The following is a 24,077-nucleotide window of genomic DNA, read 5'->3' as shown; positions in this document are numbered from 1 at the left end:
TTGCCTGTATCCCGGCCCCACTGAAACACCGGGTTTGGAATGCAGTCAATAATGTGGGAGCGGGCTTGCTCGCGAAGGCGGTGTGTCAGTTGATGAATATGTGACTGACACACCGCATTCGCGAGCAAGCCCGCTCCCACATTTTTTGACCGAATGTAGTCAGACAGTTGGTGTGGAGCGGGCGACGATAGCTTCCACATCCACCCCACGCGGCAGTGTGCCGTAGACACGGCCGGACGACTCACCCAAGCGGCTGGCGATAAAACCGTCGCTGACCGCCGCGTTCCCCGCCTCCAGCAACAGCTTGGCCTGCAACGCCACGGCAATATCCTCAGTCAATTGCCGCGCGCGGTACTGAATATCCTGGGTGTCCATAAAAGCCAACTTCAGCTGCTCGATATGCCGCCCCAGCCTCTTGTCGCCATGCCCGTCCCCCAGTTCAACAAACAACGCCTCCAGCACGCCCGGTTCTTTCGACAGTGCACGCAGCACGTCCAGGCACTGCACATTGCCGGAACCTTCCCACGTCGAATTCACCGGCGCCTCACGGTACAGGCGCGGCAGGATGCTGTCTTCGACATAGCCGGCACCGCCCATGCACTCGGCGGCCTCGTTGATCATCGCTGGCGCACGTTTGCAGATCCAATACTTGCCCACCGCCGTCACCAACCGGGCGAATTTGGCCTCTTGTTCATGGTCGAGATGGTCCAGAGCGCGCCCCATGCGCAGGCTCAAGGCCAATGACGCTTCGCTTTCCAGGGCCAGGTCGGCCAGCACGTTTTGCATCAACGGCTGTTCGCTGAGCACTCGACCGCCGACCAAACGATGGGCGCAATGATGGCTGGCCTGGGTCAGCGCCTGGCGCATCAGGGCGCTGGAGCCGACCATGCAGTCGAAGCGGGTCATGGCGACCATTTCGATGATGGTCGGCACGCCACGGCCTTCCTCGCCGATCATCCACGCCAGCGCGCCGCGAAATTCCACTTCGCTGGACGCGTTGGAGCAATTGCCGAGTTTGTTTTTCAGACGCTGGATGTAGAACGCGTTGCGCGTGTCGTCCGGGCGGTGCCGGGGCAGTAGGAAACAGGTCAGGCCCTTGTCAGTCTGGGCCAGCGTCAGGAATGCATCGCACATCGGCGCCGAGCAGAACCACTTGTGGCCCACCAGTTCATAGGCTTGCCCCGGGCCGCCCGCGCCCACAGGATAGGCGCGGGTGGTGTTGGCGCGCACGTCGGTGCCACCCTGTTTCTCGGTCATGGCCATGCCGATAGTCGCACCCGCCTTGTGAGCGATGCCGACATTGCGCGGGTCGTAGGTGGTGGCGAGAATTTTCGGCAGCCAGATGTCAGCCAGGTCCGGCTGCAGCTGCAGGGCCGGAACGCTCGCAAACGTCATGGTCAGCGGGCAACCGGTGCCCGCCTCGGCCTGGCTGTGCAGGTAGGTCATGGCCGCGCGGGCCACGTGCGCGCCGGGTTGCGGATGTGCCCACGGCAGCGACGGCAGGCCATTTTCGACGGCGGTACGCATCAGCTCGTGATAGGCCGGATGAAACTCCACCAGGTCGATGCGATGACCATAGCGGTCATGGCTGCTGAACACCGGCTTGTTCTCATTCGCCAGAAACCCGGCCGCCATCAGCGGCCCACCGGCCAGCACGCCATACGTATCGATGCGCGTCTCGGCCCAGCCGGCACCAAAGCGACGCGACCACTCTTGCAACGGCAGGTCGATGCGATACAGGTTGGTGCCATCAAGCGATGGCGGCTGGTTGGTGACGTCGTGAGTTTCGGCGAACTGATGCAGGTTCATGACGGGCCTCCGAAAAAAAGGCCACGTGCGGTGAGGCCTGGATTTCAGTTAAGCACCGTCAACCGGCTTAACAAAGTGGCATACGCGCCGAATGTTCGGCACTTTCACCCTCTACCGGATTCAACAGACGGCGCTCCAGTACCGCCTGCAAAGCGTCGAAACGCACCGGTTTGGCCAGGCGATCGGTAACACCGATGCCATGGCAGCGCTCTAGGTCAGGCGCTTGCATCGATGTGGTCAGGGCGATCACCGGCAACTCCGCGCAATCGGGCAACGCACGGATCTGGCAGCACAACGAGAAGCTGCCTTCGGGCACATCCAGCAGCACCGCATCGAAATGGCCGCCCTGCAACGTCGCCAGCGCGGCCGGGCCGCTGTCCACGGTTTTGACCCGGTAACCGAGCTTGAGCAGCATACCGCGCACGGCGAGCTGGCCGACGCTGTTGTCGTCCACCAGCAATACCGCGCAATCCTGCGGCGCGCGCTGCGTGAGAGGCGCCTGCCCGGACGGTTTCAGCTCAGGCGGCGCCGCAGTGACACACACCTCCAGCTGGAAACGGCTGCCCTTGTGCGGCTCGGAATGATGGGTCAGACGCCCGCCGAGCAATTCGATCAACTGCCGACAAATCGCCAGGCCAATGCCCAACCCGCCGTATTCACGGGTCATCGAGCCATCGACCTGGAAGAAGCGCTGGTACAGCGTGGCCTCGTCGAGGAAAGCGAAGCCGATGCCGGTGTCGGTGACGATAAAGCTCACGCGCAACGCGCCATCGCTTTGGGGCACGCCGACCACACGCAGGCGCACCGCCCCTTCGTGGGTGAACTTGAAAGCATTATCGAGCAGGCAATCCAGGCACTGGGTGAGCTTGCCGGCGTCGCCGATAAACCGGTCCGGCAGCTCGTCTGCCACGTCGATGGAAAAGGCCAGGCCCTTGCTCTGGGCGCTGGCGCTGAATTGCTCACGCAAGGCGTCGAGAGTGCCGCGCAGGCTGAACGCCTGAGGCTGGGGAGTGAGGCGCCCGGCCTGCAGCTCGGTAAGGGTAAGGATGCCGTTGACCATGCGCATCATGTCCCGCGCCGAGCCGGCGGCGGTTTGCTGGTACTGCGTGAGGTCGTCGTCCAGAGGCACGGTTTGCATCAATTCGAGGGAGCCGATAACGCCGTTCATTGGCGTGCGCAATTCATGGGTCAGGGTGGCGAGAAATTCGTCCTTGAGCCGGTTGCTGCGGGCCAACTGCAGGTTGAGCACTTCGAGCTTCTGGCTGGCGTCGAGCATAATCTGCGCTTGCTGCTCGCGCATGCCGTTGATGCGGTCAGCCAGGGCCAGGGACAACAGCGCCACTTCGATGGCCGAGCCGAGCTGGCTGGCGTACATGGTCAGGAACACGTTAGGCAAGTAACCCAGCACCATCAGGGTGTTCACCACCCCGCCGAGCAGGAACGCCGACCAGGCAATGATGAAATAGCGCGCCATGCGCTGGCCGCAATACCAGGCCTTGATGGCGGCGACGAAGATGGTCACGGTGAACACCAGCGCCAGGCCGGTGGCCAAACGCAGGGCCACGGCGTAGCTGGTCAGCAGTGCCAGCGCCATCACCACGGCGCCGCAGGCGGCCAGCCCAAGCAGTATCCGGTTGAGCCAACGGCTGTGTTGCGCAGTGTGCAAGAAGCTGCGCGCGAACAGGCTGCCGAACAACGCCGCCGCGCCGATCAGGAACGGCACCGCCGCGTTCGCCCACCACGGGTTATTCGGCCAGAAGTACTCCACGGCCACGCCATTGACCGACAGCTGATACAGGCCGAACGAGGCGATATAGAGGATGTAGTAGAGGTAACTGGTGTCGCGCACGCTCAGGTAAATGAACAGGTTGTAGATCAGCATCCCCAGCAATACGCCGTAGATGGCGCCCAGCACATACAGGCGCAGCGGTTGTTCTTCGAGGTACGCGGTGCCGGCCCAGAGCGTCAGCGGGGCCTGGATCGAACCCTGGCTTTGCAGGCGCAGGTAAACGGTTTCCTGCTGGTCGGGCACGAAATTGAGCTTGAACAGGTAGTTGCTCTGGCGCACTTCGCGGCTGGAGAACGGCAATGCGCTGCCGGTGCGCGTGGTCAGCCGGTAATTGCCGGTGCTGTCGCGCTGGTACATATCAAGATGATTGAGCGGCGGGTAGGCCAGCTCCAAAAACCAGGTGCGCGGGGAACGGGGGTCTTTGGCCACGTAATGCAGGTCGACCTTGAGCCAGAACACCGAGCGCGAATAACCGGCATTAAGGGTGGCCTTGTCGTGGGTCTTGAAACGGGCAGCGTAAGCGGGGGAACTGACGTCGGCGATGGTCAATGCATCGGTGGGGTCTTCAAGCACTTGCATCAGCCGGCCAAGCGGCAGGCTTCGAGTGCTCTGATCAAACTCGACGGCGCTGGCGAGCATGGGAAGCCCGCACAATATTAAGATCAGCAAATAGCGCATAGAGCCCCAGCGTGGCCTGTCCGGTTATGTCAAAAGCCCCCCATTCCTTTTGAGATGACGTATTCCGGCGATACAGTAAGTTGTTTGGATCCACTCTAGCATAGCCGGTAAAGGCCATTGGACACCATTGAAATAATTTTCCTGAAGGCTCTAGCACAAGGCTTTCAGCGCCTTTAACGCGCATCACCCGATGATAGCCAACCGCCACGCCGGTCCACAAACAATGACGAAATTCAACAGTCGCCGGAAGGCCACGCAAAAAGCGTTTGGTGGTAAGCTCGCGCACCATGAATATCTACAGCTCTCGCCCTGTTGTCCTCTGTCTCTCCGGCCATGATCCCAGTGGTGGCGCCGGCTTGCAGGCAGATATCGAAGCCCTGCTCGCCCACGGTTGTCATGCGGCCCCGGCCGTCACCGCCCTGACCGTGCAGAACACCGTCAATGTCAGCGATTTCCGCGTGCTCGACCGCGAGTGGGTGCTGGCTCAAGCCAACGCCGTGCTCTGCGATTCCGAAGTCGCGGCGGTCAAGCTGGGCATGCTCGGCTCCACCGCAATGGTCGACACCGTGGTCGAGTTGCTGCAGGCGCACCCGCACCTGCCGGTGATCTGCGACCCGGTGTTACGCGCCGGCGGCGGTGGCAGCCTGGGCAAGGACGAAGTCGGCTACGCGATGCGCGAGCGGCTGCTGCCGTTGTCGCTGATTGCCACGCCCAACCTGCCGGAAGCACGCATCCTCGCCGAATTGCCGGAAGGCACGGCAGACGAATGCGCCGAAAAGCTGCTGCCGTTTATCAAGCACCTGCTGATTACCGGCGGCCATGGCGATGAGCGTGAAGTGCATAACCGCCTGTACAGCCGCGACGGTACGCAGCAGACCTTTACCTGCCAGCGCCTGCCCGGCAGTTATCACGGTTCGGGCTGCACGCTGGCAAGTGCGCTGGCCGGTCGAATCGCTCAGGGCGAAGGGCTGGTCAGCGCCGTGCAATCGGCGCTCAATTACACTTGGCGCACCCTGCGTGACGCCGAACAACTCGGCCAGGGCCAGTTTGTGCCGCGCCGTTTGCCGCTGGATTTCTGCTCGTAATTGTCTGCTGTTAACAGCAAGGGGCTTGCCCGATGAAACTACGTGGCCTTTACGCCATTACCGACAGCCAGCTGTTGGCCGGCAAATTCCTCGCCTACGTCGAAGCGGCGTTGGACGGCGGCGTGACCCTGCTGCAATACCGTGACAAAAGCAGCGATGAAGCCCGGCGCCTGCGTGAAGCCGAAAAATTGCGCGAGCTGTGCTCACGCTACAAGACTCAGTTGATCATCAACGATGACGCCGAGTTAGCCGCGCGCCTGGGCGTTGGCGTGCACCTGGGTCAGACCGACGGCCCGCTCACGCCCGCCCGTGCATTGCTCGGTTCCAAAGCAATCATTGGCGCCACTTGCCACAGCCAGATCGAACTGGCCGAACAGGCCGCCAGGGAAGGTGCCAGTTATGTCGCCTTTGGCCGCTTCTTCAATTCCAACACCAAGCCCGGCGCGCCGGCCGCCACCGTCGACATGCTGGCCGAGGCCCGCACGCGGTTGCAGTTGCCGATCTGCGTGATCGGCGGCGTCACCCTGGAGAACGCCGAACCGCTGGTGGCCCACGGTGCCAACTTGCTCGCCGTGGTGCAAGGCCTGTTCGGTGCCGACAGCACCCGCGAAGTCACGCGCCGCGCCCGCGCCTTTAACGAACTCCTCAAGTCTTGAATTCAGAGAGCCCCATCATGTCCCGTTCCGAAACGCTGTTTGCCAATGCCCAGAAACACATCCCCGGCGGTGTGAACTCCCCCGTGCGTGCGTTCAAAAGCGTGGGCGGCACGCCGTTATTCTTCAAGCATGCCGAAGGCGCCTACGTTACCGACGAAGATGACAAGCGCTACGTGGATTACGTCGGTTCCTGGGGCCCGATGATCCTCGGCCACAGCCACCCGGACGTGCTGGATGCCGTGCGTCAGCAGTTGCAACACGGCCTGTCCTACGGCGCGCCGACCGCGATGGAAACCGAGATGGCTGACCTGGTCTGCTCGATCGTGCCGTCGATGGAAATGGTGCGCATGGTCAGCTCCGGCACCGAAGCCACCATGAGCGCGATTCGCCTGGCGCGTGGTTTCACCGGTCGCGACAGCATCATCAAGTTCGAAGGCTGCTACCACGGCCACTCCGACAGCCTGCTGGTGAAAGCCGGCTCCGGTCTGCTGACCCAAGGCGTGCCAAGCTCGGCCGGCGTTCCGGCCGACTTTGCCAAACACACCCTGACCCTGCCGTTCAACGACATTGCCGCCGTCGAGCAGATGCTCAATGAAGTGGGCCAGGACGTCGCGTGCATCATCGTCGAGCCCGTGGCCGGCAACATGAACTGCGTGCCTCCGGCGCCGGGCTTCCTCGAAGGCCTGCGCGAGCAATGCGACAAACACGGCGTGGTGCTGATTTTTGATGAAGTGATGACCGGTTTCCGCGTTGCGCTCGGCGGCGCCCAGGCGCACTACGGCGTTACGCCGGACCTGAGCACCTTCGGCAAGATCATCGGCGGCGGCATGCCAGTGGGCTGCTTTGGCGGCAAGCGGGAAATCATGCACCACATCGCGCCGCTGGGCCCGGTGTACCAGGCAGGTACGTTGTCGGGTAACCCGCTGGCCATGGCCGCCGGCCTGACCACCCTGCGCCTGATCAGCCGCCCGGGGTTCCACGCCGAGCTGACCGACTACACCACTCGCCTGCTCGATGGCCTGCAACAGCGTGCCGATGCAGCCGGGATTCCGTTTGTCACCACCCAGGCGGGCGGCATGTTCGGCCTGTACTTCAGCGCTGCCGACGACATCGTTACCTTTGATGACGTGATGGGCAGCGATGCCGACCTGTTCAAGCGCTTCTTCCACTTGATGCTGGAAGGCGGCGTGTACCTGGCACCGAGCGCGTTCGAAGCCGGTTTCACCTCGATCGCCCACGGCGACGCCGAGTTGAAACTGACCCTGGATGCTGCCGAGCGCGCCTTCGCGGCACTGAAATAAGGGGCAATGATTCTGGCGTCGCCCTCGGCGGCGTCGGAATTTGCTGGTTTGCTTACAGAGATTTCCTGTATTTCTCGAGAAATGACCTGCAATCCGGCAGATAACTTGCCCACGCAGCAGAAAAACGAGTAAAGACTTTGTAAGCAGGTGCCTGCTTATTTCATAATGCGCGCTTATTGGACTCCCCGAGGGTCCACGCGCCCCGTCAGAGGTAAGTCGATTCCCATGAAACGCACCGGCCGCACCCTGGTTCTGGGCTGCCTGTTGCTCCTTCAGCCGCTGCTGGCACATGCACAAGCAGGCGGCAACTCGTTGTTAATCCCAGCGATGGGTCGTTGCACCCTCAATACCCAGCCAGACAGCCAGGCCGAAGCCCTGAGCGCGTGCCAGAAACAGGCTGACGATGGGGATGCGCAGGCGCAATACGAGTTGGGTGAGTACTTCCACGACAGCAAAAACCCCGCCCGCGACCTCAACAAAGCCTTGAGCTATTTCGAAAAAGCCTCGTTGCAGGGCCACGCGCAGGCGCAATTCCAGTTGGGTAACATGTTCTTCAAAGGCGAAGGCGTGCCGGCCAACAACGTGCAGGCGTACATCGTGCTGAAGATGGCGGCGGTCAACGGCGCCGAAGACGCGCTGGACACGGCCGACGAAGTGGCCGAGCACATGCAGCGTGATGAGCTGGAAGTAGCGACGCAGGTGCTGGGGCAGATTTTCCGCAATTACCTGCAGGAATTGCAGAGTGCTGACGGGCGTTCGCCGTTTTCACCCCTGCCCTGATCCGCTCTTTGTGGCGAGGGAGCTTGCTCCCGCTGGGGCGCGAAGCGGTCCTAATGCAATTTGGCCGCCTGTCAGAAAAATATCAGTGAATGGTTTTGGGGCCGCTGCGCAGCCCAGCGGGAGCAAGCTCCCTCGCCACAAAAACCCTACTTCTCAGGCATTGGCATCGGAAACGGCATCACATTGCTGGTGCCACGGGCCTCGCTGATCTTCGGCGTGCCCATGCGCTCCACTTCGTCGATGCGCACAATCGAATGCATCGGCACAAAACTGCGCACCACGCCTTCAAACTGCGCCTTGAGTTTTTCCTCGCCCGGGTCCACGACCAGCTGCGTGCGCTCGCCAAAGACGAACTCTTCCACTTCCAGGAAGCCCCACAGATCACTTTGATAGATCTGCTTGGCGTACATTTCGAACACCTGGCCCTGGTTAAGGAAAATCACCTTATAGATTGGAGCTTCACGTTTGGTCATGGTGGGCGGATAACACATCGGGGATATAAAAGAGGGCGCGAACTATAGCATGGCACCCGATGCACAACGCTAGGAACCAATGGGCATGCCCCCTATAATGCGCGGTTCTTTACCACCAGTTGACGATTCCCATGGCCAAGAAGCTTTACATCGAAACCCACGGTTGCCAGATGAACGAGTACGACAGCTCGCGCATGGTCGACTTGCTGGGCGAACATCAGGCCCTGGAAGTTACCGCCCGCGCCGAAGATGCCGACGTGATCCTGCTCAATACCTGCTCGATCCGCGAGCGGGCCCAGGACCGTGTGTACTCCCAGCTGGGCCGCTGGCGTGAACTGAAACTGGCCAACCCGGACATGGTGATCGCCGTCGGCGGTTGCGTGGCCAGCCAGGAAGGCGCCGCGATCCGCGACCGCGCGCCCTATGTCGACGTGGTCTTCGGCCCGCAAACTCTGCACCGCCTGCCGGAAATGATCGACGCCGCGCGCCTTACCAAATTGCCGCAAGTGGACGTCTCGTTCCCGGAAATCGAAAAATTCGACCACTTGCCCGAGCCGCGCATCGACGGGCCGAGCGCCTATGTGTCGGTGATGGAAGGTTGCAGCAAGTACTGCACCTTCTGCGTCGTGCCTTACACCCGTGGTGAAGAAGTCAGCCGGCCGTTTGATGACGTGATGGCGGAAATTATTCATTTGGCTGAAAACGGCGTGCGCGAAGTGACCTTGCTGGGCCAGAACGTCAACGGCTATCGCGGCCAGACCGAAGACGGCCGCCTGGCCGACCTGGCAGAGCTGATCCGCGTCGTGGCGGCGGTGGACGGTATAGAGCGCATTCGCTACACCACGTCGCACCCGCTGGAGTTTTCCGACAGCCTGATCCAGGCCCACGCCGATGTGCCGGAGCTGGTCAAACACCTGCACTTGCCGGTGCAATCGGGCTCAGACCGCATTCTGTCGGCGATGAAGCGCAACCACACGGCCCTGGAATACAAATCCAAACTGCGCAAATTGCGCGCGGCGGTGCCGGGTATCTGCATCAGCTCGGACTTTATCGTCGGCTTCCCTGGCGAGACCGAGAAAGATTTCGAGCAGACCATGAAGCTGATCGAAGACGTCGGCTTCGACTTCTCCTACTCCTTCGTCTATAGCCAACGCCCGGGCACGCCGGCTGCCGATTTGGCGGACGAGACCCCGGAAGCGCTGAAAAAAGAACGGCTGAACGCGCTGCAGCACCGCCTGAATCAGCAAGGGTTCGAGATCAGCCGACAGATGGTCGGCTCGATCCAGCGGATTCTGGTCACCGATTATTCGAAAAAAGACCCGGGCGAGCTGCAAGGCCGCACCGAGAACAACCGCATCGTCAACTTCCGCTGCGACACGCCCACACTGATCGGGCAGTTTGCCGACGTGCACATCGATGCGGCCCAGCCCCATTCGTTGCGCGGCTCACTGATCCAGTAACCAGCATGCCGGGCTGGTGGAGTTCAAAATGTGGGAGCGGGCTTGCTCGCGAATGCGGTGTATCAGACGACACATCGGATACTGATAGACCGCATTCGCGAGCAAGCCCGCTCCCACATGGGAACCGAGCCACGCTCAGGATATTTAAGTGCTTTCGCACACAGGCGGCTGGCGTTATCCTCTCTTTCACCTCAACTGCCAAAGGGCGGCTAAAAGCGACCTTGAACGCACCCATCGTAGAACCCCATCGTTTTCTCCTCGAGCCCTTTGAGGCTCGCCGTTTCGCCAACCTGTGCGGACAGTTCGACGAGCACCTGCGCTTGATCGAACAACGCCTGGGCATCGAGATCCGCAACCGCGGCAATCAGTTCGAGCTCATCGGTGAAGCCCAAGACACTAAATCGGCAGAAAACCTGCTGCGCCGTCTCTACCGCGAAACCAAGGGTAGCGAGCTTTCGCCAGAAACCGTGCACCTGTATTTGCAGGAGTCGGCTGTGGAAGACTTGGCCAACAACCCTGTCGCCGAAGCCAGCGTGGCCCTGCGTACCAAAAAAGGCATGATTCGCCCAAAGGGCTTGAATCAGCAGAAGTACGTCAAGGCAATCCTGGGTAACGATATCAATTTCGGCATCGGCCCAGCCGGTACCGGCAAGACCTACCTGGCCGTGGCCTGCGCAGTGGACGCCCTTGAGCGCGAGCAAGTGCGGCGCATCCTGCTGGTGCGCCCGGCGGTTGAAGCGGGCGAAAAACTCGGCTTCCTGCCCGGCGACCTCGCCCAGAAGATCGACCCGTACCTGCGTCCGCTCTACGACGCGCTTTACGAGATGCTTGGCTTTGAATACGTGGCCAAGCTGATTGAGCGTCAGGTGATCGAAATCGCCCCGCTGGCCTATATGCGCGGCCGCACCTTGAGCAACAGCTTCATCATCCTCGACGAAAGCCAGAACACCACCGTCGAGCAGATGAAGATGTTCCTGACCCGCATCGGGTTTGGCTCCACGGCCATTATCACCGGCGACATTACCCAGGTTGACCTGCCCAAGGGCACCAAGTCGGGCTTGAGCCATGTGATTGAAGTGCTCAAGGACGTGCCGGGCATCAGTTTCACGCACTTCTCGCCCAAGGACGTGGTTCGCCATCCGCTGGTACAGCGCATCGTCGAAGCCTATGAGCGCTTCGAACACCGTGACGACGGCTTGTCCAAGGACGCCCGCCACAATGCTTGAGCTAGACCTGCAGCTGGCCACCGAAGCGCCCGCCCCGAGTGAAGAACAGTTCCGTCAATGGTGCGCCCTGGCCTTGCGCCAGCGCACCGCCGACTCGGAATTGACCATTCGCCTGGTCGACGAGCCCGAAGGCCGTGAACTGAATCACACCTGGCGCCAAAAGGACTACGCGACCAACGTGCTGTCCTTCCCTGCCGACGTACCGGATGAGTTACTGGATATCCCGTTGCTGGGCGACCTGGTGATCTGCGTCCCGGTGGTGGAACGTGAAGCAAAGGAACAAGGCAAGGAACTTGAGGCCCATTGGGCCCATCTAGTCATCCACGGCTGCTTGCATCTCTTGGGTTACGACCATATAGACGATGACGAAGCCGAGGAAATGGAAACACTGGAACAAACGTTGCTTGCTGAATTGGGTCACCCTGACCCTTATGCAGATGACGAAAACTGATCAACACTCAACTGACACAACAAAGGATTTAGAGTAATCGCTATGAGCGAAGACCGATCGAGCAACGGGCAGAAGTCATGGCTGGGTAAACTGACCCAGGCTTTTGCCCACGAGCCGAAAAACCGCCAGGAGCTGCTTGAGCTGCTGCGCGAGGCCCATCAAAACAAGTTGCTGGACAGCGAAGCGCTGGCCATTGTCGAGGGCGCCATCCAGGTGGCTGACCTGCAAGTCCGGGACATCATGGTCCCGCGTTCGCAGATGATCAGCATCAAGGCGACCCAGACCCCACGGGAATTCCTCCCGGCCGTGATCGACTCGGCGCACTCACGCTACCCGGTGATCGGTGAAAGCCATGACGACGTCATGGGTGTCCTGTTGGCCAAGGACCTGTTGCCGCTGATACTCAAAGAGAACGGCGATAACTTCAATATCAAGGATTTGTTGCGCCCGGCCACCTTTGTACCTGAATCCAAGCGCCTGAATGTGCTGCTGCGCGAGTTTCGCGCCAACCACAATCACATGGCCATTGTGATCGACGAATACGGCGGCGTGGCCGGTCTTGTGACCATCGAAGACGTGCTGGAACAGATCGTCGGCGACATCGAAGACGAACACGACGTTGAAGAAGACAGCTACATCAAGCCACTGCCAAGCGGTGACTTCCTGGTGAAAGCGCTGACGCCGATCGAGAACTTCAACGAGTTCTTCGACAGCGAATTTTCCGACGACGAGTTCGACACCGTCGGCGGTTTGGTGATGAGTGCATTTGGGCACCTGCCCAAACGTAACGAGACCACCGAGATTGGCGCGTACCGTTTCCGCATCCTGAATGCTGACAGCCGCCGTATTCACTTGATTCGCCTGACACCTATTGCCCGCTAAGGACTGACATGCGCCGTCTCATTGCTCCCGGCTGGCCCGGTAATTTGCTGGCCGTGGTGGCCGGCGCCATAACTACCCTGGCGCTGGCGCCGTTCGATTTGTGGCCGTTTGCGCTGGTGGCGGTCGGGCTGTTCTATATCGGGCTGCGCGAATTGAGCCCACGTCAGGCCCTGGGCCGTGGCTGGTGTTTCGGTTTTGGCCTGTTTGGCGCCGGCACCAGCTGGATCTACTACAGCATTCACCACTTCGGCGGCGCTTCGGTGCTGCTGGCGGGGTTCCTGATGCTGCTATTCACCGCCGCGATTGCGCTGTTCTTCGCCCTGCCCGCCTGGCTATGGGCGCGCTGGCTGCGCCGTAATGAAGCGCCGCTGGCCGATGCCTTGACGTTCGCGGCGTTGTGGGTCGGTCAGGAAGCCTTTCGCGGCTGGTTCCTCACCGGTTTCCCCTGGCTTTACTCCGGTTACAGCCAACTCGACGGCCCACTCACCGGCCTCGCGCCATTGGGCGGGATGTGGCTGATTTCCTTCGCCCTGGCGCTGACGGCTGCGGTGTTGTGCAACCTGCCGCGCCTGCTGGCGAGTAAACGCAACGGCTTTATCGGTGCGGGTCTGGTGCTGTTGGTAGCGCCTTGGGCGATTGGTTTGGCGCTCAAGCATCACGCCTGGACCACGCCGTCCGGCCCGCCACTGACCGTCGCCGCGATTCAGGGCAACGTCGAACAGAGCATGAAGTGGGACCCGGAACAGCTCAACGCGCAGCTCGCGCTGTACCGCGACATGAGTTTCAGCTCCAAGCGTGTCGACCTGCTGGTGTGGCCGGAAACGGCCGTGCCGGTGCTCAAGGAGTCCGTTGAGGGCTACCTGGGCATGATGAGCAAGTTTGCCGCCGACCGGCACACCGCGCTGATCACCGGCGTGCCGATCCGTCAGGAAGTGCATCACCAGAAGCGCTTTTTCAACGGCATTACGGTGCTGGGCGAAGGTGAAGGCACTTACCTCAAGCAAAAACTGGTGCCATTTGGCGAATACGTGCCGCTGCAAGACATGCTGCGCGGCGTGATCGCCTTCTTCGACCTGCCAATGTCGGACTTCGCCCGTGGCCCTGCCGACCAGGCAATGCTGCAGGCCAAGGGCTATCAAATTGCGCCGTTCATTTGCTATGAAGTGGTGTACCCGGAATTCGCTGCAGGCCTGTCGGCCCAGAGCGATTTGCTGCTGACGATCAGTAACGACACCTGGTTCGGCCGCTCGATCGGCCCACTGCAACACCTGCAAATGGCGCAGATGCGCGCGCTGGAGGCCGGCCGCTGGATGATCCGCGCCACCAACAATGGCGTGACTGGGCTGATCAACCCCTTTGGGCAGATTACTGAGCAGATTCCGCAATTTGAACGCGGGATTCTCTACGGTGAGGTGGTGCCGATGCACAACCTGACGCCGTATCTGGAATGGCGTTCGTGGCCGTTGATCATTGTTTGCCTGATGTTGTTTGGCTGGGCGCTGCTGGCGGGCCGCATGGCCAAAACCGTCTAACCGCCAATCGCAAAACCCATGTGGGAGCTGGCTTGCCTGCGATGCAGGCACCTCGGTGTATCAGTTGAACCGAGGTGATGCTATCGCAGGCGAGCCAGCTCCCACATTTGATTTGCTGTGTTACCTGTAAAACAGCCGATACCCCACCTGCCCCACCGCCTCGTTGATCAACTGCCCACTGCGCCACACCGAGACAAACTCTGGCATCCAGCCGCCCAGCGGCCGGCCATTGTCTACGCCCAAAAAGCCCACCGGCGCCGGCACCACGGTAAAACCGGCCTGTTCAAAACTCCACACCGCACGCGGCATATGCCAGGCCTGGGTCACCACCACCACGCGCTTGATCCCTTGCGGCAACAACATCTCTGCGCTCATCTGCGCGTTTTCCCAAGTGGTACGGCTGCGCTCTTCCTTCCAGCGCACCGTTACGCCGAAATCATCCAGCATCGACACGGCCATCAGTTGCGCCTCACTCGGTGGCGTACCGTAGTGCAAGCCGCCGCTGGTCAATACTGGCAACCCGGACGCCTTGGCCAATCGCGCGGCATAGCGCTGGCGCTCCAGCCCAACGCCGGTGGGTTGGTCAGCCCCCCACGCCGGGTCACCGCGTTCGCGCCCTGAGCCCAACACCACAATCGCATCGGCTCGTTGCGCCAGCCTGGCCCATTCTTCACGGGCCAATGGAGGCTCGGTTTCCAGCGCATACGCGCCCCACTGCACCGCCACTGGCAGGCTGATCAACCACATGCCGCCCAACCCCACGGCAAAGCAAAGCTTGGCCACGCGAGGGCGGCTTTTACGCAACCACCAGGCAAGGGCGAGCAGCAGCAAGAAAATGCCGGGCGGCAAGAGCAATTGTTTAATGAAATAACGAAAAGGCATCGGGCATCTCCATAGATGCCCGAAGCCTAGATGCAACAGGGTTTTGCGACAATCTTTACAGGCGCCTTTTCAAGAACGCGAACGGATGACGCTGTGTGTCACTTGCACCGTACGACCCGACGTTTTTCGGGGCCGCGACCGGCAACCACGTCCTTCAGCCAGATAACCTCTGCCGAACGCGAAGGCCCCTGGGCGGGCGGGGAGGCCTGCCCTTGAGAGGCGCGGTGGTGATTCAACTCCAGGTAGCGCTGGATCAATTCAAGTTCTGCCTGGCTCAAGCCTCGCAACTCCAGCTCCACAGGCCGCTCATCTCGCAAGTGGTCTGCGGTGTTTACTGCGTCCAATGCACGACCCAAACGGTCGATCAGTCCTTCGTACAATTGTGGTTTCGTTAAAGTTCGCTGCGATTCAACCATCCCCTCACCTCATTGAAGATAAGACTCACTCCCCACTAAACAGCGTAGCCCCCATGGCTGCGCGCGCCTGGCGCCGCGACAGACGGCCCTGCCTGCGTAATCAGGGTTTCCCTCGATAGAGTGGGGTCATGTATGCTACGGCGCTTCCTGTAACTCCACTTCCCGCAGGGTTTGGGCACGGACGCGCCGCTTTTTGGTGTCGATGGACCTGAACGTTGCACCGAAGAGGATTAGGCCACCCCTATTCAGTTCAAAAGTAGCCATGCACGAACAATATCAGCCCCGTGAAATAGAAAATGCCGCTCAGTCGTTCTGGGACGAGCAAAAGTCCTTTGAAGTCAGTGAACAGCCAGGCAAGGAGACTTTCTATTGCCTGTCGATGTTCCCTTACCCCAGCGGCAAGCTACACATGGGGCACGTGCGTAACTACACCATCGGCGACGTGATTTCCCGCTACCAGCGCATGCTCGGCAAAAATGTCCTGCAACCTATGGGTTGGGACGCCTTCGGCATGCCGGCGGAAAACGCCGCGATGAAAAACAACGTGGCCCCCGCCAAGTGGACCTACGAAAACATCGCCTACATGAAGACCCAGCTGCGCAGCCTGGGCCTGGCGGTGGACTGGTCCCGCGAGGTGACCACCTGCAAGCCGGATTACTACCGCTGGGAACAATGGCTGTTCACTCGCCTGTTCGAAAAAGGCGTGATCTACAAAAAGAGCGGCACCGTGAACTGGGACCCGATCGACCAGACCGTTCTGGCCAACGAGCAGGTCATTGACGGTCGCGGCTGGCGCTCCGGCGCGCTGATTGAAAAGCGCGAAATTCCGATGTACTACTTCAAAATCACGTCCTACGCCGATGAGCTGCTGTCGAGCCTCGACGATCTGCCGGGCTGGCCTGAACAGGTCAAGACCATGCAGCGCAACTGGATCGGCAAATCCAAGGGCATGGAAGTGCAGTTCCCGTACAACGTCGATTCCATCGGCGAAGCGGGCGCACTGAAAGTCTTCACCACCCGTCCAGACACCTTGATGGGCGCGACCTACGTCGCCGTGGCCGCCGAGCACCCGCTGGCCACAAAGGCAGCACAAAACAACCCTGAGCTGCAGGCGTTCATCGCCGAATGCAAAGGCGGCAGCGTGGCCGAAGCCGACGTCGCCACTCAAGAGAAAAAAGGCCTGCCGACCGGTTTGTTCGTCGAGCACCCGCTGACGGGCGAGAAGTTGCCGGTATGGGTCGCCAACTACGTGCTGATGCACTACGGCGATGGCGCAGTCATGGCTGTGCCCGCTCACGACGAGCGCGACTTCGAATTCGCAACCAAATACAGCCTGCCGATCAAATCGGTAGTGCGTACCAGCTCCGGTGACACCAACCCGGCCCCGTGGCAAGACGCCTACGGCGAGCACGGCGAACTGATCAACTCCGGCGAGTTTGATGGCCTGGACTTTGCCGGTGCCTTTGACGCGATCGAAGTCGCACTGATCAAGAAAAACCTCGGTGCTTCGCGCACCCAGTTCCGACTGCGCGACTGGGGCATCAGCCGCCAGCGCTACTGGGGTTGCCCGATCCCGATTATCCACTGCCAAACCTGCGGTGACGTGCCGGTGCCGGAAGACCAGTTGCCGGTCGTCCTGCCGGAAAACGTGGTGCCGGACGGCGCCGGTTCGCCATTGGCGCGCATGCCCGAATTCTACGAGTGCAGTTGCCCGAAATGTGGCGCGCCTGCCAAGCGTGAAACCGACACCATGGACACCTTCGTCGAGTCGTCGTGGTATTACGCCCGCTACGCCTCGCCGCATTACGAGGGTGGCCTGGTAGAGAAGTCCGCGGCTGACCACTGGTTGCCGGTGGATCAGTACATCGGCGGCATTGAACACGCAATTCTTCACCTGCTCTACGCGCGCTTCTTCCACAAGCTGATGCGCGACGAAGGTTTGGTGAGCTCCGACGAGCCGTTCAAGAACCTGCTGACCCAGGGCATGGTCGTCGCCGAGACTTACTATCGCCGTGAAGCCAATGGCGCTTACACCTGGTTCAACCCGGCGGACGTCGAGCTTGAGCGTGACAGCAAAGCCAAGGTCATCAGCGCCAAACTGATCGCCGACGGCCTGCCGGTGGAAATCGGTGGCACCGAGAAGATGGCCAAGTCGAAGAACAACGGCGTCGACCCTCAGTCGATGATCGATCAGTTCGGCGCCGACACCTGCCGCCTGTTCATGATGTTCGCCTCGCCGCCTGACATGAGCGCCGAATGGTCCGACTCCGGCGTTGAAGGCTCGCACCGCTTCCTCAAGCGCGTCTGGCGCCTGGCTCACGCCCATGTCAGCCAGGGTCTGCCGGGCAAACTGGACGTGGCCGGCTTGAACGACGAACAGAAAGCCATTCGCCGCAGCACTCACCTGGCCATTCGCCAGGCGAGCCAGGACGTCGGCCAGAACCACAAATTCAACACCGCCATCGCTCAGGTGATGACGCTGATGAACGTGCTGGAAAAAGCGCCAAACGCCACAGAACAAGACCGCGCGCTGGTACACGAAGGCCTGGAAACAGTCACCTTGCTGCTGGCCCCGATCACGCCGCACATCAGCCACGACCTGTGGAACCGCCTGGGCCACAGCGGCGCCGTCATCGACGCGCGCTGGCCGGTTCAGGATGACAGCGCCCTGGTACAGGACACGCTGCAACTGGTGATTCAGGTCAACGGCAAACTGCGTGGCCAAATCGACATGCCGGCCAGCGCCAGCCGTGAAGACGTTGAAGCCGCTGCACGCGTCAACGAGAACGTGCTGCGTTTTACCGAAGGCCTGACGATCCGCAAAGTGATCGTGGTGCCCGGCAAACTGGTCAACATCGTCGCAAGCTAATCGGATCGGGCGCAGGGCTTGAGCCCTGCGCCGAACTAAACCTTTAGGGCCTCGATAAGGCCGACATGGTTTCAAGGGGAGCAACAAAAATGATCAAACGCAATTTGCTGGTGATGGGCCTTGCTGTGCTGTTGAGCGCCTGCGGCTTCCAGCTGCGCGGCACCGGCACCAATGAGCTGTCCATCAAGGAACTCGACGTCAGCGCCCGCAACGCCTATGGCGAGACCGTGGTGCAGCTGCGCCAGACTCTGGAAAACAGCGGTGTGCGCGTTTACACCGGCGCAACCTACAAACTGGCCCTGGTGGACGAGCAAGAGACCCAGCGTAACCTCAGCTACGCCAGTGCTGGCCGTGCGTCGGACATCGAGCTGAACACGAAGGTGGTCTACGAACTGCGTGGCCGCGACCAGTTGCCATTGATGGGTGACAAGATCGAAGTGCAGAAGGTTGTGAGCCACGACGGTAACAACCTGGTGGGTTCGGACTCGGAAATCATTCAGGTTCGCAAGGAAATGCGTCGTGAGCTGATCCAGCGCTTGATGGTGCGTTTGCAGCAGCTGAACCCGGAAAAACTCGCAGCCCTGCAACAGACCGCCGACAACAAGGCCAAGGCTGACGCCGACGCTCTGAAAGCCGCGCAAGAGTACGAAGACAACACGCCGAAACAATCGCCTGCTGAAGTTCCAGTCGAGTAAGCCAGACGGGGCGCCCCAGGCGCCCCGTTCGACCCGCCTATGAAACTCGCCCCCGCCCAACTCGCCAAACACCTGCAAGGTGGCCTCGCGCCTGTCTATATCGTCAGCGGTGATGATCCGCTGCTGTGCCAGGAAGCCGCAGATGCCATCCGCAACGCCGTGCGCCAGCAGGGCTTTGACGAACGCCAGGTGTTCAGCGCCGACGCCAGTTTCGACTGGGGAACGCTGCTGCAAGCCGGCGCAAGCATGTCGCTGTTCGCCGAGAAACGCCTGCTGGAGCTGCGCCTGCCTTCGGGCAAGCCCGGTGACAAGGGCGCGGCGGCCTTGATGGAATACTGCTCGCGGCCCGCTGAAGACACGGTGTTGCTGATCAGCCTGCCCAAGCTCGACGGCAGCGCGCAGAAAACCAAGTGGGGCAAGGCGCTGGTCGAAGGGCCACACACCCAGTTCATCCAGATATGGCCGGTGGACAGTAACCAGCTGCCACAGTGGATTCGTCAGCGGTTGTCCCAATCGGGGCTGTCGGCGACGCAAGACGCAGTGGAACTGATCGCCGCCCGGGTCGAAGGCAACTTGCTTGCCGCCGCCCAGGAGATCGAAAAGCTCAAGCTGATGGCCGAAGACGGCCAGATCACCGTCGAAACCGTGCAAGGTGCCGTGGCCGACAGTGCGCGTTTTGACGTGTTCGGGCTGGTGGATGCGATTCTCAACGGCGAACCCGCCCACGCCCTGCGCATGCTCGAAGGGTTGCGCGGCGAAGGCGTCGAGCCGCCGGTGATTCTGTGGGCACTGGCCCGTGAGTTGCGGGTACTGGCTAATATTTCCCTGCAATACAGCCAGGGCATCCCACTCGACAAAGCCTTCAGCCAGGCCCGGCCGCCGGTGTGGGACAAACGCAAACCGCTGATGGGCAAAGCCCTGCAACGGCACTCGGCGCAACGCTGGGCGCAGCTTCTGTTGGAGGCGCAGCGTATCGACGCGCAGATCAAGGGCCAGGCCGCTGGCTCGCCGTGGATGAGCTTGAGTCGGTTGTCACTGCTGATGGCTGGCCAGCGCCTGACACTGCCCGCTGAATAACCCCACGTTCAAAACCGCCACAACTCGCATGTGGGAGCTGGCTTGCCTGCGATGCTGGCACCTCGGTGCATCTGGCGCACCGAGGCGATGCTATCGCAGGCAAGCCAGCTCCCACAGTCTTATGCGCGCCCACTTGATTTGGTGAAAGTGCCTACACATCGCCGGGCTTTACAGCCGCACCACTTCGGCAGATGATTTGCACCGCTCCACCCCCACCTACCGAGAGTAACCATCATGAGCAAAAAGCCATCCAGGCATGGCCCTAACAAAGCCAAATCCATCATCGCCCAGCCACTGTTCCGCAGCCGTCAGGAACGCGCCGGCAAGGGCAAAGGCAGCTACCGCCGCGAAGCCTTCCAGTCTAATAGCTGGGAGGCTTCTTACTTTCTGGCTGCCTGAAGGCAAGCGCCCCTCCGGCATGATAAGGTCTGCATCTGATTTGTAATCCCTGGACCTGTGCATGCCCTCTAGTCTTTCCCGTCGTTGGCACCTTCGCCAATTGATCGCTGCCTCCAGCCTCATTCTGCTTGTCGCCTGCGCGGAGAAACCTACCGCCGCCGACGCGCAACCCCTGCCAAAACTGCAGACCGTACCGGCCGTCGCGCCTGCTGTGGTCGCGCCCCTGGCGGTGGACAACCTTGATATCCAACCGACCCAGACCTTTGCCGAATGGCAGGCGGGCTTCCGTGTGGACGCCCTGAAGGCTGGTATTACTGCCGCCGTCTTCGATAACGCCTTTGCCAACGTCACCCCCGACATGGCGGTGATTCGCGCCGACCGCAGCCAGCCGGAGTTTTCCCGCCCAGTGTGGGAATACCTCGACGGCGCCCTGTCGCCGGTGCGCGTGCGTAATGGCCAGGCCCTGCTCGTCAAATATGCCGACATCCTGCAAAGCATCGAGCAACGCTATGGCGTTGATCGCCAGGCGCTGGTCTCGGTGTGGGGCATGGAAAGCAACTTTGGCCAGTTCCAAGGTAATAACTCGGTGATCCGCTCGCTGGCGACCCTGGCCTACGAAGGACGGCGCCCGGCATTCGCCCAAGCGCAACTGCTGGCTGCGCTGCAAATCATCCAGCATGGCGACATCCAGGCCGATCAGATGAAAGGCTCCTGGGCCGGTGCCATGGGCCAGACCCAATTTATCCCGACCACCTACAACACCCACGCCGTCGACTTTGATGGCGACGGTCGCCGTGACATCTGGAACAGCCCGGCCGACGCCCTCGCCTCCACGGCGCACTACCTGCAAAGCTCCGGCTGGCAGAAAGGCCAACCGTGGGGTTTTGAAGTGCAGCAACTGCCGGCGAATTTCGATTACGCCCTGGCCGACGGCGGCACCCGCAAAACCGTTGCCGAGTGGCTGAGGCTGGGGATCCAACTGCCGCCTGGCGCGAGCATGCCGGCGAATGTCGACCAGCTGTCTGCCGCCCTGCTGCTGCCGGCCGGTTACCGTGGCCCGGCGTTCCTGGTGCTGGATAACTTCCGCGCGATTCTCAAGTACAACAATTCGTCGTCCTACGCACTGGCCGTTGGCCTGCTGTCTGAACGGTTTGGCGGGGGTGGGGTAATCCGTGGCAATTGGCCAAAGGATGAACTGCCGCTGAGTCGTTCGCAGCGCATGGACCTGCAAACAGCGCTCACTGCCAAGGGCTATGACGCGGGTAACCCGGATGGGATTATCGGAGCGAATACGCGTAAGGCGATTCGTGCGGCGCAGCAATCGCTGGGCTGGCCGGCGGATGGGTATCCGACGGTTAAGCTGCTGGAGTCGTTGCAGAATCGATAGATCCGCTTATGGCGGCTACCGCCTTCGCGAGCAAGCCCGCTCTCACATTTGATCGCATTCCAAAGGATGTACTCGGTTAAATGTGGGAGCGGGCTTGCTCGCGAAGGCGGCTTCACAGGCAACATCTATTTAAAGACTACATCCTGCTCCAACACCACCCGCTGCTCCCCCGCATCCAGCCGCACCAGCGCGCCCATCGGCAACGTGAGGTTCGGGTCACAATGCCCACTGCGCCAGCCGGACAACACCGGAATGCGCAACGGTTCAAAGGTTTGTTTGAACAGCCGCTCCAGCGCGACCTGATCCACCCCCGCAACATCCCCCACCAGCACGCCCGCCACCTGGGCCAACTTGCCCGCCAGGCGCAGGTGAGTCAGCAAGCGGTCAATGCGGTAGATTGGCTCGTTGACGTCTTCGATCAACAGGATGATGCCTTCAGCGTCAATCTCATACGCCGTGCCCATCACTGCGGCAATCATTGAGAGATTGCCCCCCAACAAACGCCCACAGGCGATGCCAGGCTCGATGGTGGTCAACGGGTAGGCCACCGGGTGCGCCAACACGCTACCGGCGACGAGGTCACCGCGCAGCATGCTTAACAGCGAGGACTCGGTGGGCGGCTGTTTGTCGCCAAGCAGGTCGGCGTTGAGCATCGGCCCATGGAAGGTTACGAAACCGGCATAACGACTGATCGCCAGGTGCAGCGCGGTGATGTCGCTATAACCCACGAGGGGCTTGGGATTGGCGCGCAACAGGTCGAAGTCCAGACGATCAAGCAAGCGTGGCGTGCCGTAGCCGCCGCGCAGGCAAAAGATGGCGTCGATTTCAGGGTCGGCGAAGGCGGCATGGAGATCACGCAGGCGCACGTCATCGCTGCCGGCAAGGTAGCCGTCGCGCTCGTAGACGCCGGGGAAGATTCGCAATTCGTAGCCACGGGCGCGCATCCATTGCCCGGCTTTTTCAACGTCCAGCGCGGCAGGGCCGGCGGGGGCGATGAGGCCGATGGTGCCTTCAGCACGAAGGGCAGGCACGGCTGCTGCAAATTGAGTCGTCATCCATGTTCTCCCTATCTGTAACACAGAACCAAATGTGGGAGGGGGCTTGCTCCCGATTGCGGTGGGTCAGCCTGCACTTCTAGTGACTGACACACCGCCATCGGGAGCAAGCCCCCTCCCACACCAGCCTGCTTCCACACTTGGGCAGCGGCGTATTTACGAAACCAGGCTAGCCTTGACCAGCTTGGCCTGCTCGTCGGCGTGGTAGGAGGAACGTACCAGCGGGCCGGAGGCCACGTTCTTGAAGCCCATTTTGTAACCTTCCTCGGCGAACCAGGCGAACACGTCCGGGTGCACAAAACGCTGCACCGGCAAGTGGCTGCGGGACGGTTGCAGGTACTGGCCAAGGGTCAGCATGTCGATGTCGTGTTCGCGCATGCGCTGCATGACTTCGATGACTTCTTCGTCGGTCTCGCCCAAGCCCAGCATCAAGCCGGATTTGGTCGGAATGTGCGGCATCATCTGCTTGAATTTCTGCAGCAGGGTCAGCGACCACTGGTAGTCCGAACCCGGACGCGCAGCCTTGTACAGGCGCGGCACGGTTTCCAGATTGTGGTTGAACACATCCGGCGGCTCGGCAGCGGTGATTTCCAGCGCCACGTCCATACGGCCACGGTAGTCCGGCACGAGGGTTTCAAGCATCACGTTAGGCGACAGCTTGCGGATCTCGCGGATGCAGTCGGCAAAGTGCTGGGCACCGCCGTCGCGCAGGTCGTCGCGGTCAACCGAGGTGATCACCACGTATTTGAGTTTCAGGTCGGCGATGGCGATGGCCAGGCTTTCCGGCTCGTTGACGTCCAATGGCTTCGGTCGGCCGTGGCCAACGTCGCAGAACGGGCAACGACGGGTGCAGATGTCACCCATGATCATGAAGGTGGCGGTGCCACCGGAGAAGCACTCGCCCAGGTTCGGGCAGGAGGCTTCTTCGCACACACTGTGCAGCTTGTGTTTGCGCAGCAGGGCCTTGATACGGTCGACTTCCGGCGAGACCGGGATGCGCACGCGTATCCAGTCAGGCTTTTTCGGCAATTCGGTGGTCGGAATGATCTTCACCGGGATGCGTGCAACCTTCTCGGCGCCGCGCAGCTTGACGCCGGCTTCCACCTTGGCACGCGGGGCCGGGGCCGGACGCTCGGTGACATCCAGCGTCGGGATCATGGTTTGCACTGCATCAG

22 protein-coding genes are annotated in these 24,077 nt (G+C 61.1%); 14 read left to right on the top strand and 8 right to left on the bottom strand.

Going from position 1 to position 24,077, the window contains the following annotated elements:
• Positions 1-159: 159 nt before the first annotated feature.
• The 3 genes from Q7C20_RS02630 to Q7C20_RS02620 all read right to left on the bottom strand — a co-directional run bounded on the left by Q7C20_RS02630 (position 160) and on the right by Q7C20_RS02620 (position 4,565).
• Complete coding sequence (locus Q7C20_RS02630) at positions 160-1,809, bottom strand: acyl-CoA dehydrogenase family protein (protein WP_375065139.1); 1,650 nt, start codon at positions 1,807-1,809, stop codon at positions 160-162.
• 67 nt (positions 1,810-1,876) lie between these two features.
• The gene (locus tag Q7C20_RS02625; RefSeq protein ID WP_375065137.1) at positions 1,877-4,276 is read right to left on the bottom strand and encodes a hybrid sensor histidine kinase/response regulator; all 2,400 of its coding nucleotides are present in this window, start codon (positions 4,274-4,276) and stop codon (positions 1,877-1,879) included.
• Positions 4,212-4,565 (bottom strand): hypothetical protein, encoded by a 354-nt coding sequence (locus Q7C20_RS02620; RefSeq protein ID WP_375065136.1) that lies wholly within the window; start codon positions 4,563-4,565, stop codon positions 4,212-4,214. Before Q7C20_RS02620 ends, Q7C20_RS02625 begins: the two co-directional genes overlap by 65 nt.
• Here Q7C20_RS02620 and Q7C20_RS02615 point away from each other — a divergent pair.
• The 4 genes from Q7C20_RS02615 (at position 4,564) to Q7C20_RS02600 (ending at position 8,098) form a co-directional block, all read left to right on the top strand.
• The gene (locus Q7C20_RS02615) at positions 4,564-5,361 is read left to right on the top strand and encodes a hydroxymethylpyrimidine/phosphomethylpyrimidine kinase (RefSeq protein WP_348062204.1); all 798 of its coding nucleotides are present in this window, start codon (positions 4,564-4,566) and stop codon (positions 5,359-5,361) included. The genes Q7C20_RS02620 and Q7C20_RS02615 overlap by 2 nt on opposite strands.
• Positions 5,362-5,393: 32 nt before the next feature.
• Positions 5,394-6,017: a thiamine phosphate synthase gene (thiE, locus tag Q7C20_RS02610; protein ID WP_375065133.1), complete on the top strand. Its 624-nt coding sequence runs from the start codon at positions 5,394-5,396 to the stop codon at positions 6,015-6,017.
• 17 nt (positions 6,018-6,034) lie between these two features.
• Positions 6,035-7,318, top strand: a complete 1,284-nt coding sequence (gene hemL, locus Q7C20_RS02605) for a glutamate-1-semialdehyde 2,1-aminomutase (protein ID WP_375065131.1) — start codon at positions 6,035-6,037, stop codon at positions 7,316-7,318.
• Positions 7,319-7,543: 225 nt separating this feature from the next.
• Positions 7,544-8,098: a tetratricopeptide repeat protein gene (locus Q7C20_RS02600; protein ID WP_375065129.1), complete on the top strand. Its 555-nt coding sequence runs from the start codon at positions 7,544-7,546 to the stop codon at positions 8,096-8,098.
• Between the two features lie 146 nt (positions 8,099-8,244).
• Here the strand turns inward: Q7C20_RS02600 and Q7C20_RS02595 are convergent, their stop codons facing one another.
• Positions 8,245-8,571: a DUF1820 family protein gene (locus tag Q7C20_RS02595; RefSeq protein ID WP_076952681.1), complete on the bottom strand. Its 327-nt coding sequence runs from the start codon at positions 8,569-8,571 to the stop codon at positions 8,245-8,247.
• Positions 8,572-8,702: 131 nt separating this feature from the next.
• On the opposite strand from Q7C20_RS02595, the gene miaB reads away from it, so the two are divergent.
• The 5 genes from miaB to lnt all read left to right on the top strand — a co-directional run bounded on the left by miaB (position 8,703) and on the right by lnt (position 14,122).
• Positions 8,703-10,031 carry a tRNA (N6-isopentenyl adenosine(37)-C2)-methylthiotransferase MiaB gene (miaB, locus tag Q7C20_RS02590; protein WP_375065127.1) on the top strand — a complete coding sequence of 443 codons (1,329 nt, stop codon included), beginning with the start codon at positions 8,703-8,705 and terminating at the stop codon, positions 10,029-10,031.
• Between the two features lie 221 nt (positions 10,032-10,252).
• On the top strand, positions 10,253-11,257 hold the full coding sequence (locus Q7C20_RS02585) for a PhoH family protein (RefSeq protein WP_348059995.1): 1,005 nt from the start codon (positions 10,253-10,255) through the stop codon (positions 11,255-11,257).
• The gene (ybeY, locus tag Q7C20_RS02580) at positions 11,250-11,708 is read left to right on the top strand and encodes an rRNA maturation RNase YbeY (protein ID WP_375065125.1); all 459 of its coding nucleotides are present in this window, start codon (positions 11,250-11,252) and stop codon (positions 11,706-11,708) included. Before Q7C20_RS02585 ends, ybeY begins: the two co-directional genes overlap by 8 nt.
• 42 nt (positions 11,709-11,750) lie before the next feature.
• Entirely contained in the window at positions 11,751-12,590 is an 840-nt protein-coding gene (locus Q7C20_RS02575; protein ID WP_015373027.1) for an HlyC/CorC family transporter, read from the top strand.
• An 8-nt stretch (positions 12,591-12,598) separates the two neighbouring features.
• Positions 12,599-14,122 carry an apolipoprotein N-acyltransferase gene (gene lnt, locus Q7C20_RS02570; RefSeq protein WP_375065122.1) on the top strand — a complete coding sequence of 508 codons (1,524 nt, stop codon included), beginning with the start codon at positions 12,599-12,601 and terminating at the stop codon, positions 14,120-14,122.
• A 120-nt stretch (positions 14,123-14,242) separates the two neighbouring features.
• Here lnt and Q7C20_RS02565 read toward each other — a convergent pair whose 3' ends face one another.
• Positions 14,243-15,004 carry a YdcF family protein gene (locus Q7C20_RS02565; RefSeq protein WP_375065120.1) on the bottom strand — a complete coding sequence of 254 codons (762 nt, stop codon included), beginning with the start codon at positions 15,002-15,004 and terminating at the stop codon, positions 14,243-14,245.
• 98 nt (positions 15,005-15,102) lie between these two features.
• Positions 15,103-15,420 (bottom strand): hypothetical protein, encoded by a 318-nt coding sequence (locus Q7C20_RS02560; protein WP_375065118.1) that lies wholly within the window; start codon positions 15,418-15,420, stop codon positions 15,103-15,105.
• 262 nt (positions 15,421-15,682) lie between these two features.
• Here Q7C20_RS02560 and leuS point away from each other — a divergent pair, with 262 nt between their 5' ends.
• From leuS to Q7C20_RS02535, 5 genes are all read left to right on the top strand, one after another.
• Positions 15,683-18,289: a leucine--tRNA ligase gene (leuS, locus tag Q7C20_RS02555; RefSeq protein WP_375065116.1), complete on the top strand. Its 2,607-nt coding sequence runs from the start codon at positions 15,683-15,685 to the stop codon at positions 18,287-18,289.
• A gap of 89 nt (positions 18,290-18,378) precedes the next feature.
• A complete protein-coding gene (gene lptE / locus Q7C20_RS02550) occupies positions 18,379-18,984 on the top strand; it encodes an LPS assembly lipoprotein LptE (RefSeq protein ID WP_348060004.1) in 606 nt (201 codons plus the stop codon).
• 39 nt (positions 18,985-19,023) lie between these two features.
• Positions 19,024-20,061, top strand: a complete 1,038-nt coding sequence (holA, locus tag Q7C20_RS02545; protein ID WP_375065114.1) for a DNA polymerase III subunit delta — start codon at positions 19,024-19,026, stop codon at positions 20,059-20,061.
• Positions 20,062-20,295: 234 nt separating this feature from the next.
• The gene (gene arfA / locus Q7C20_RS02540; protein ID WP_065908951.1) at positions 20,296-20,460 is read left to right on the top strand and encodes an alternative ribosome rescue factor ArfA; all 165 of its coding nucleotides are present in this window, start codon (positions 20,296-20,298) and stop codon (positions 20,458-20,460) included.
• Between the two features lie 61 nt (positions 20,461-20,521).
• Positions 20,522-21,847 (top strand): lytic murein transglycosylase, encoded by a 1,326-nt coding sequence (locus Q7C20_RS02535; RefSeq protein WP_375065111.1) that lies wholly within the window; start codon positions 20,522-20,524, stop codon positions 21,845-21,847.
• 125 nt (positions 21,848-21,972) lie between these two features.
• Here Q7C20_RS02535 and Q7C20_RS02530 read toward each other — a convergent pair whose 3' ends face one another.
• Positions 21,973-22,902: an LD-carboxypeptidase gene (locus Q7C20_RS02530; protein ID WP_375065109.1), complete on the bottom strand. Its 930-nt coding sequence runs from the start codon at positions 22,900-22,902 to the stop codon at positions 21,973-21,975.
• Between the two features lie 156 nt (positions 22,903-23,058).
• Positions 23,059-24,060, bottom strand: coding sequence for a lipoyl synthase (lipA, locus tag Q7C20_RS02525; RefSeq protein ID WP_375065436.1), 1,002 nt, complete (start codon positions 24,058-24,060; stop codon positions 23,059-23,061).
• Positions 24,061-24,077 lie beyond the last annotated feature (17 nt).

This window comes from Pseudomonas sp. AMR01, assembly GCF_041946035.1.
In the GTDB taxonomy this organism is placed as follows: domain Bacteria; phylum Pseudomonadota; class Gammaproteobacteria; order Pseudomonadales; family Pseudomonadaceae; genus Aquipseudomonas; species Aquipseudomonas antarctica_B.
This window is presented reverse-complemented; position numbering and strand designations above follow the sequence as displayed.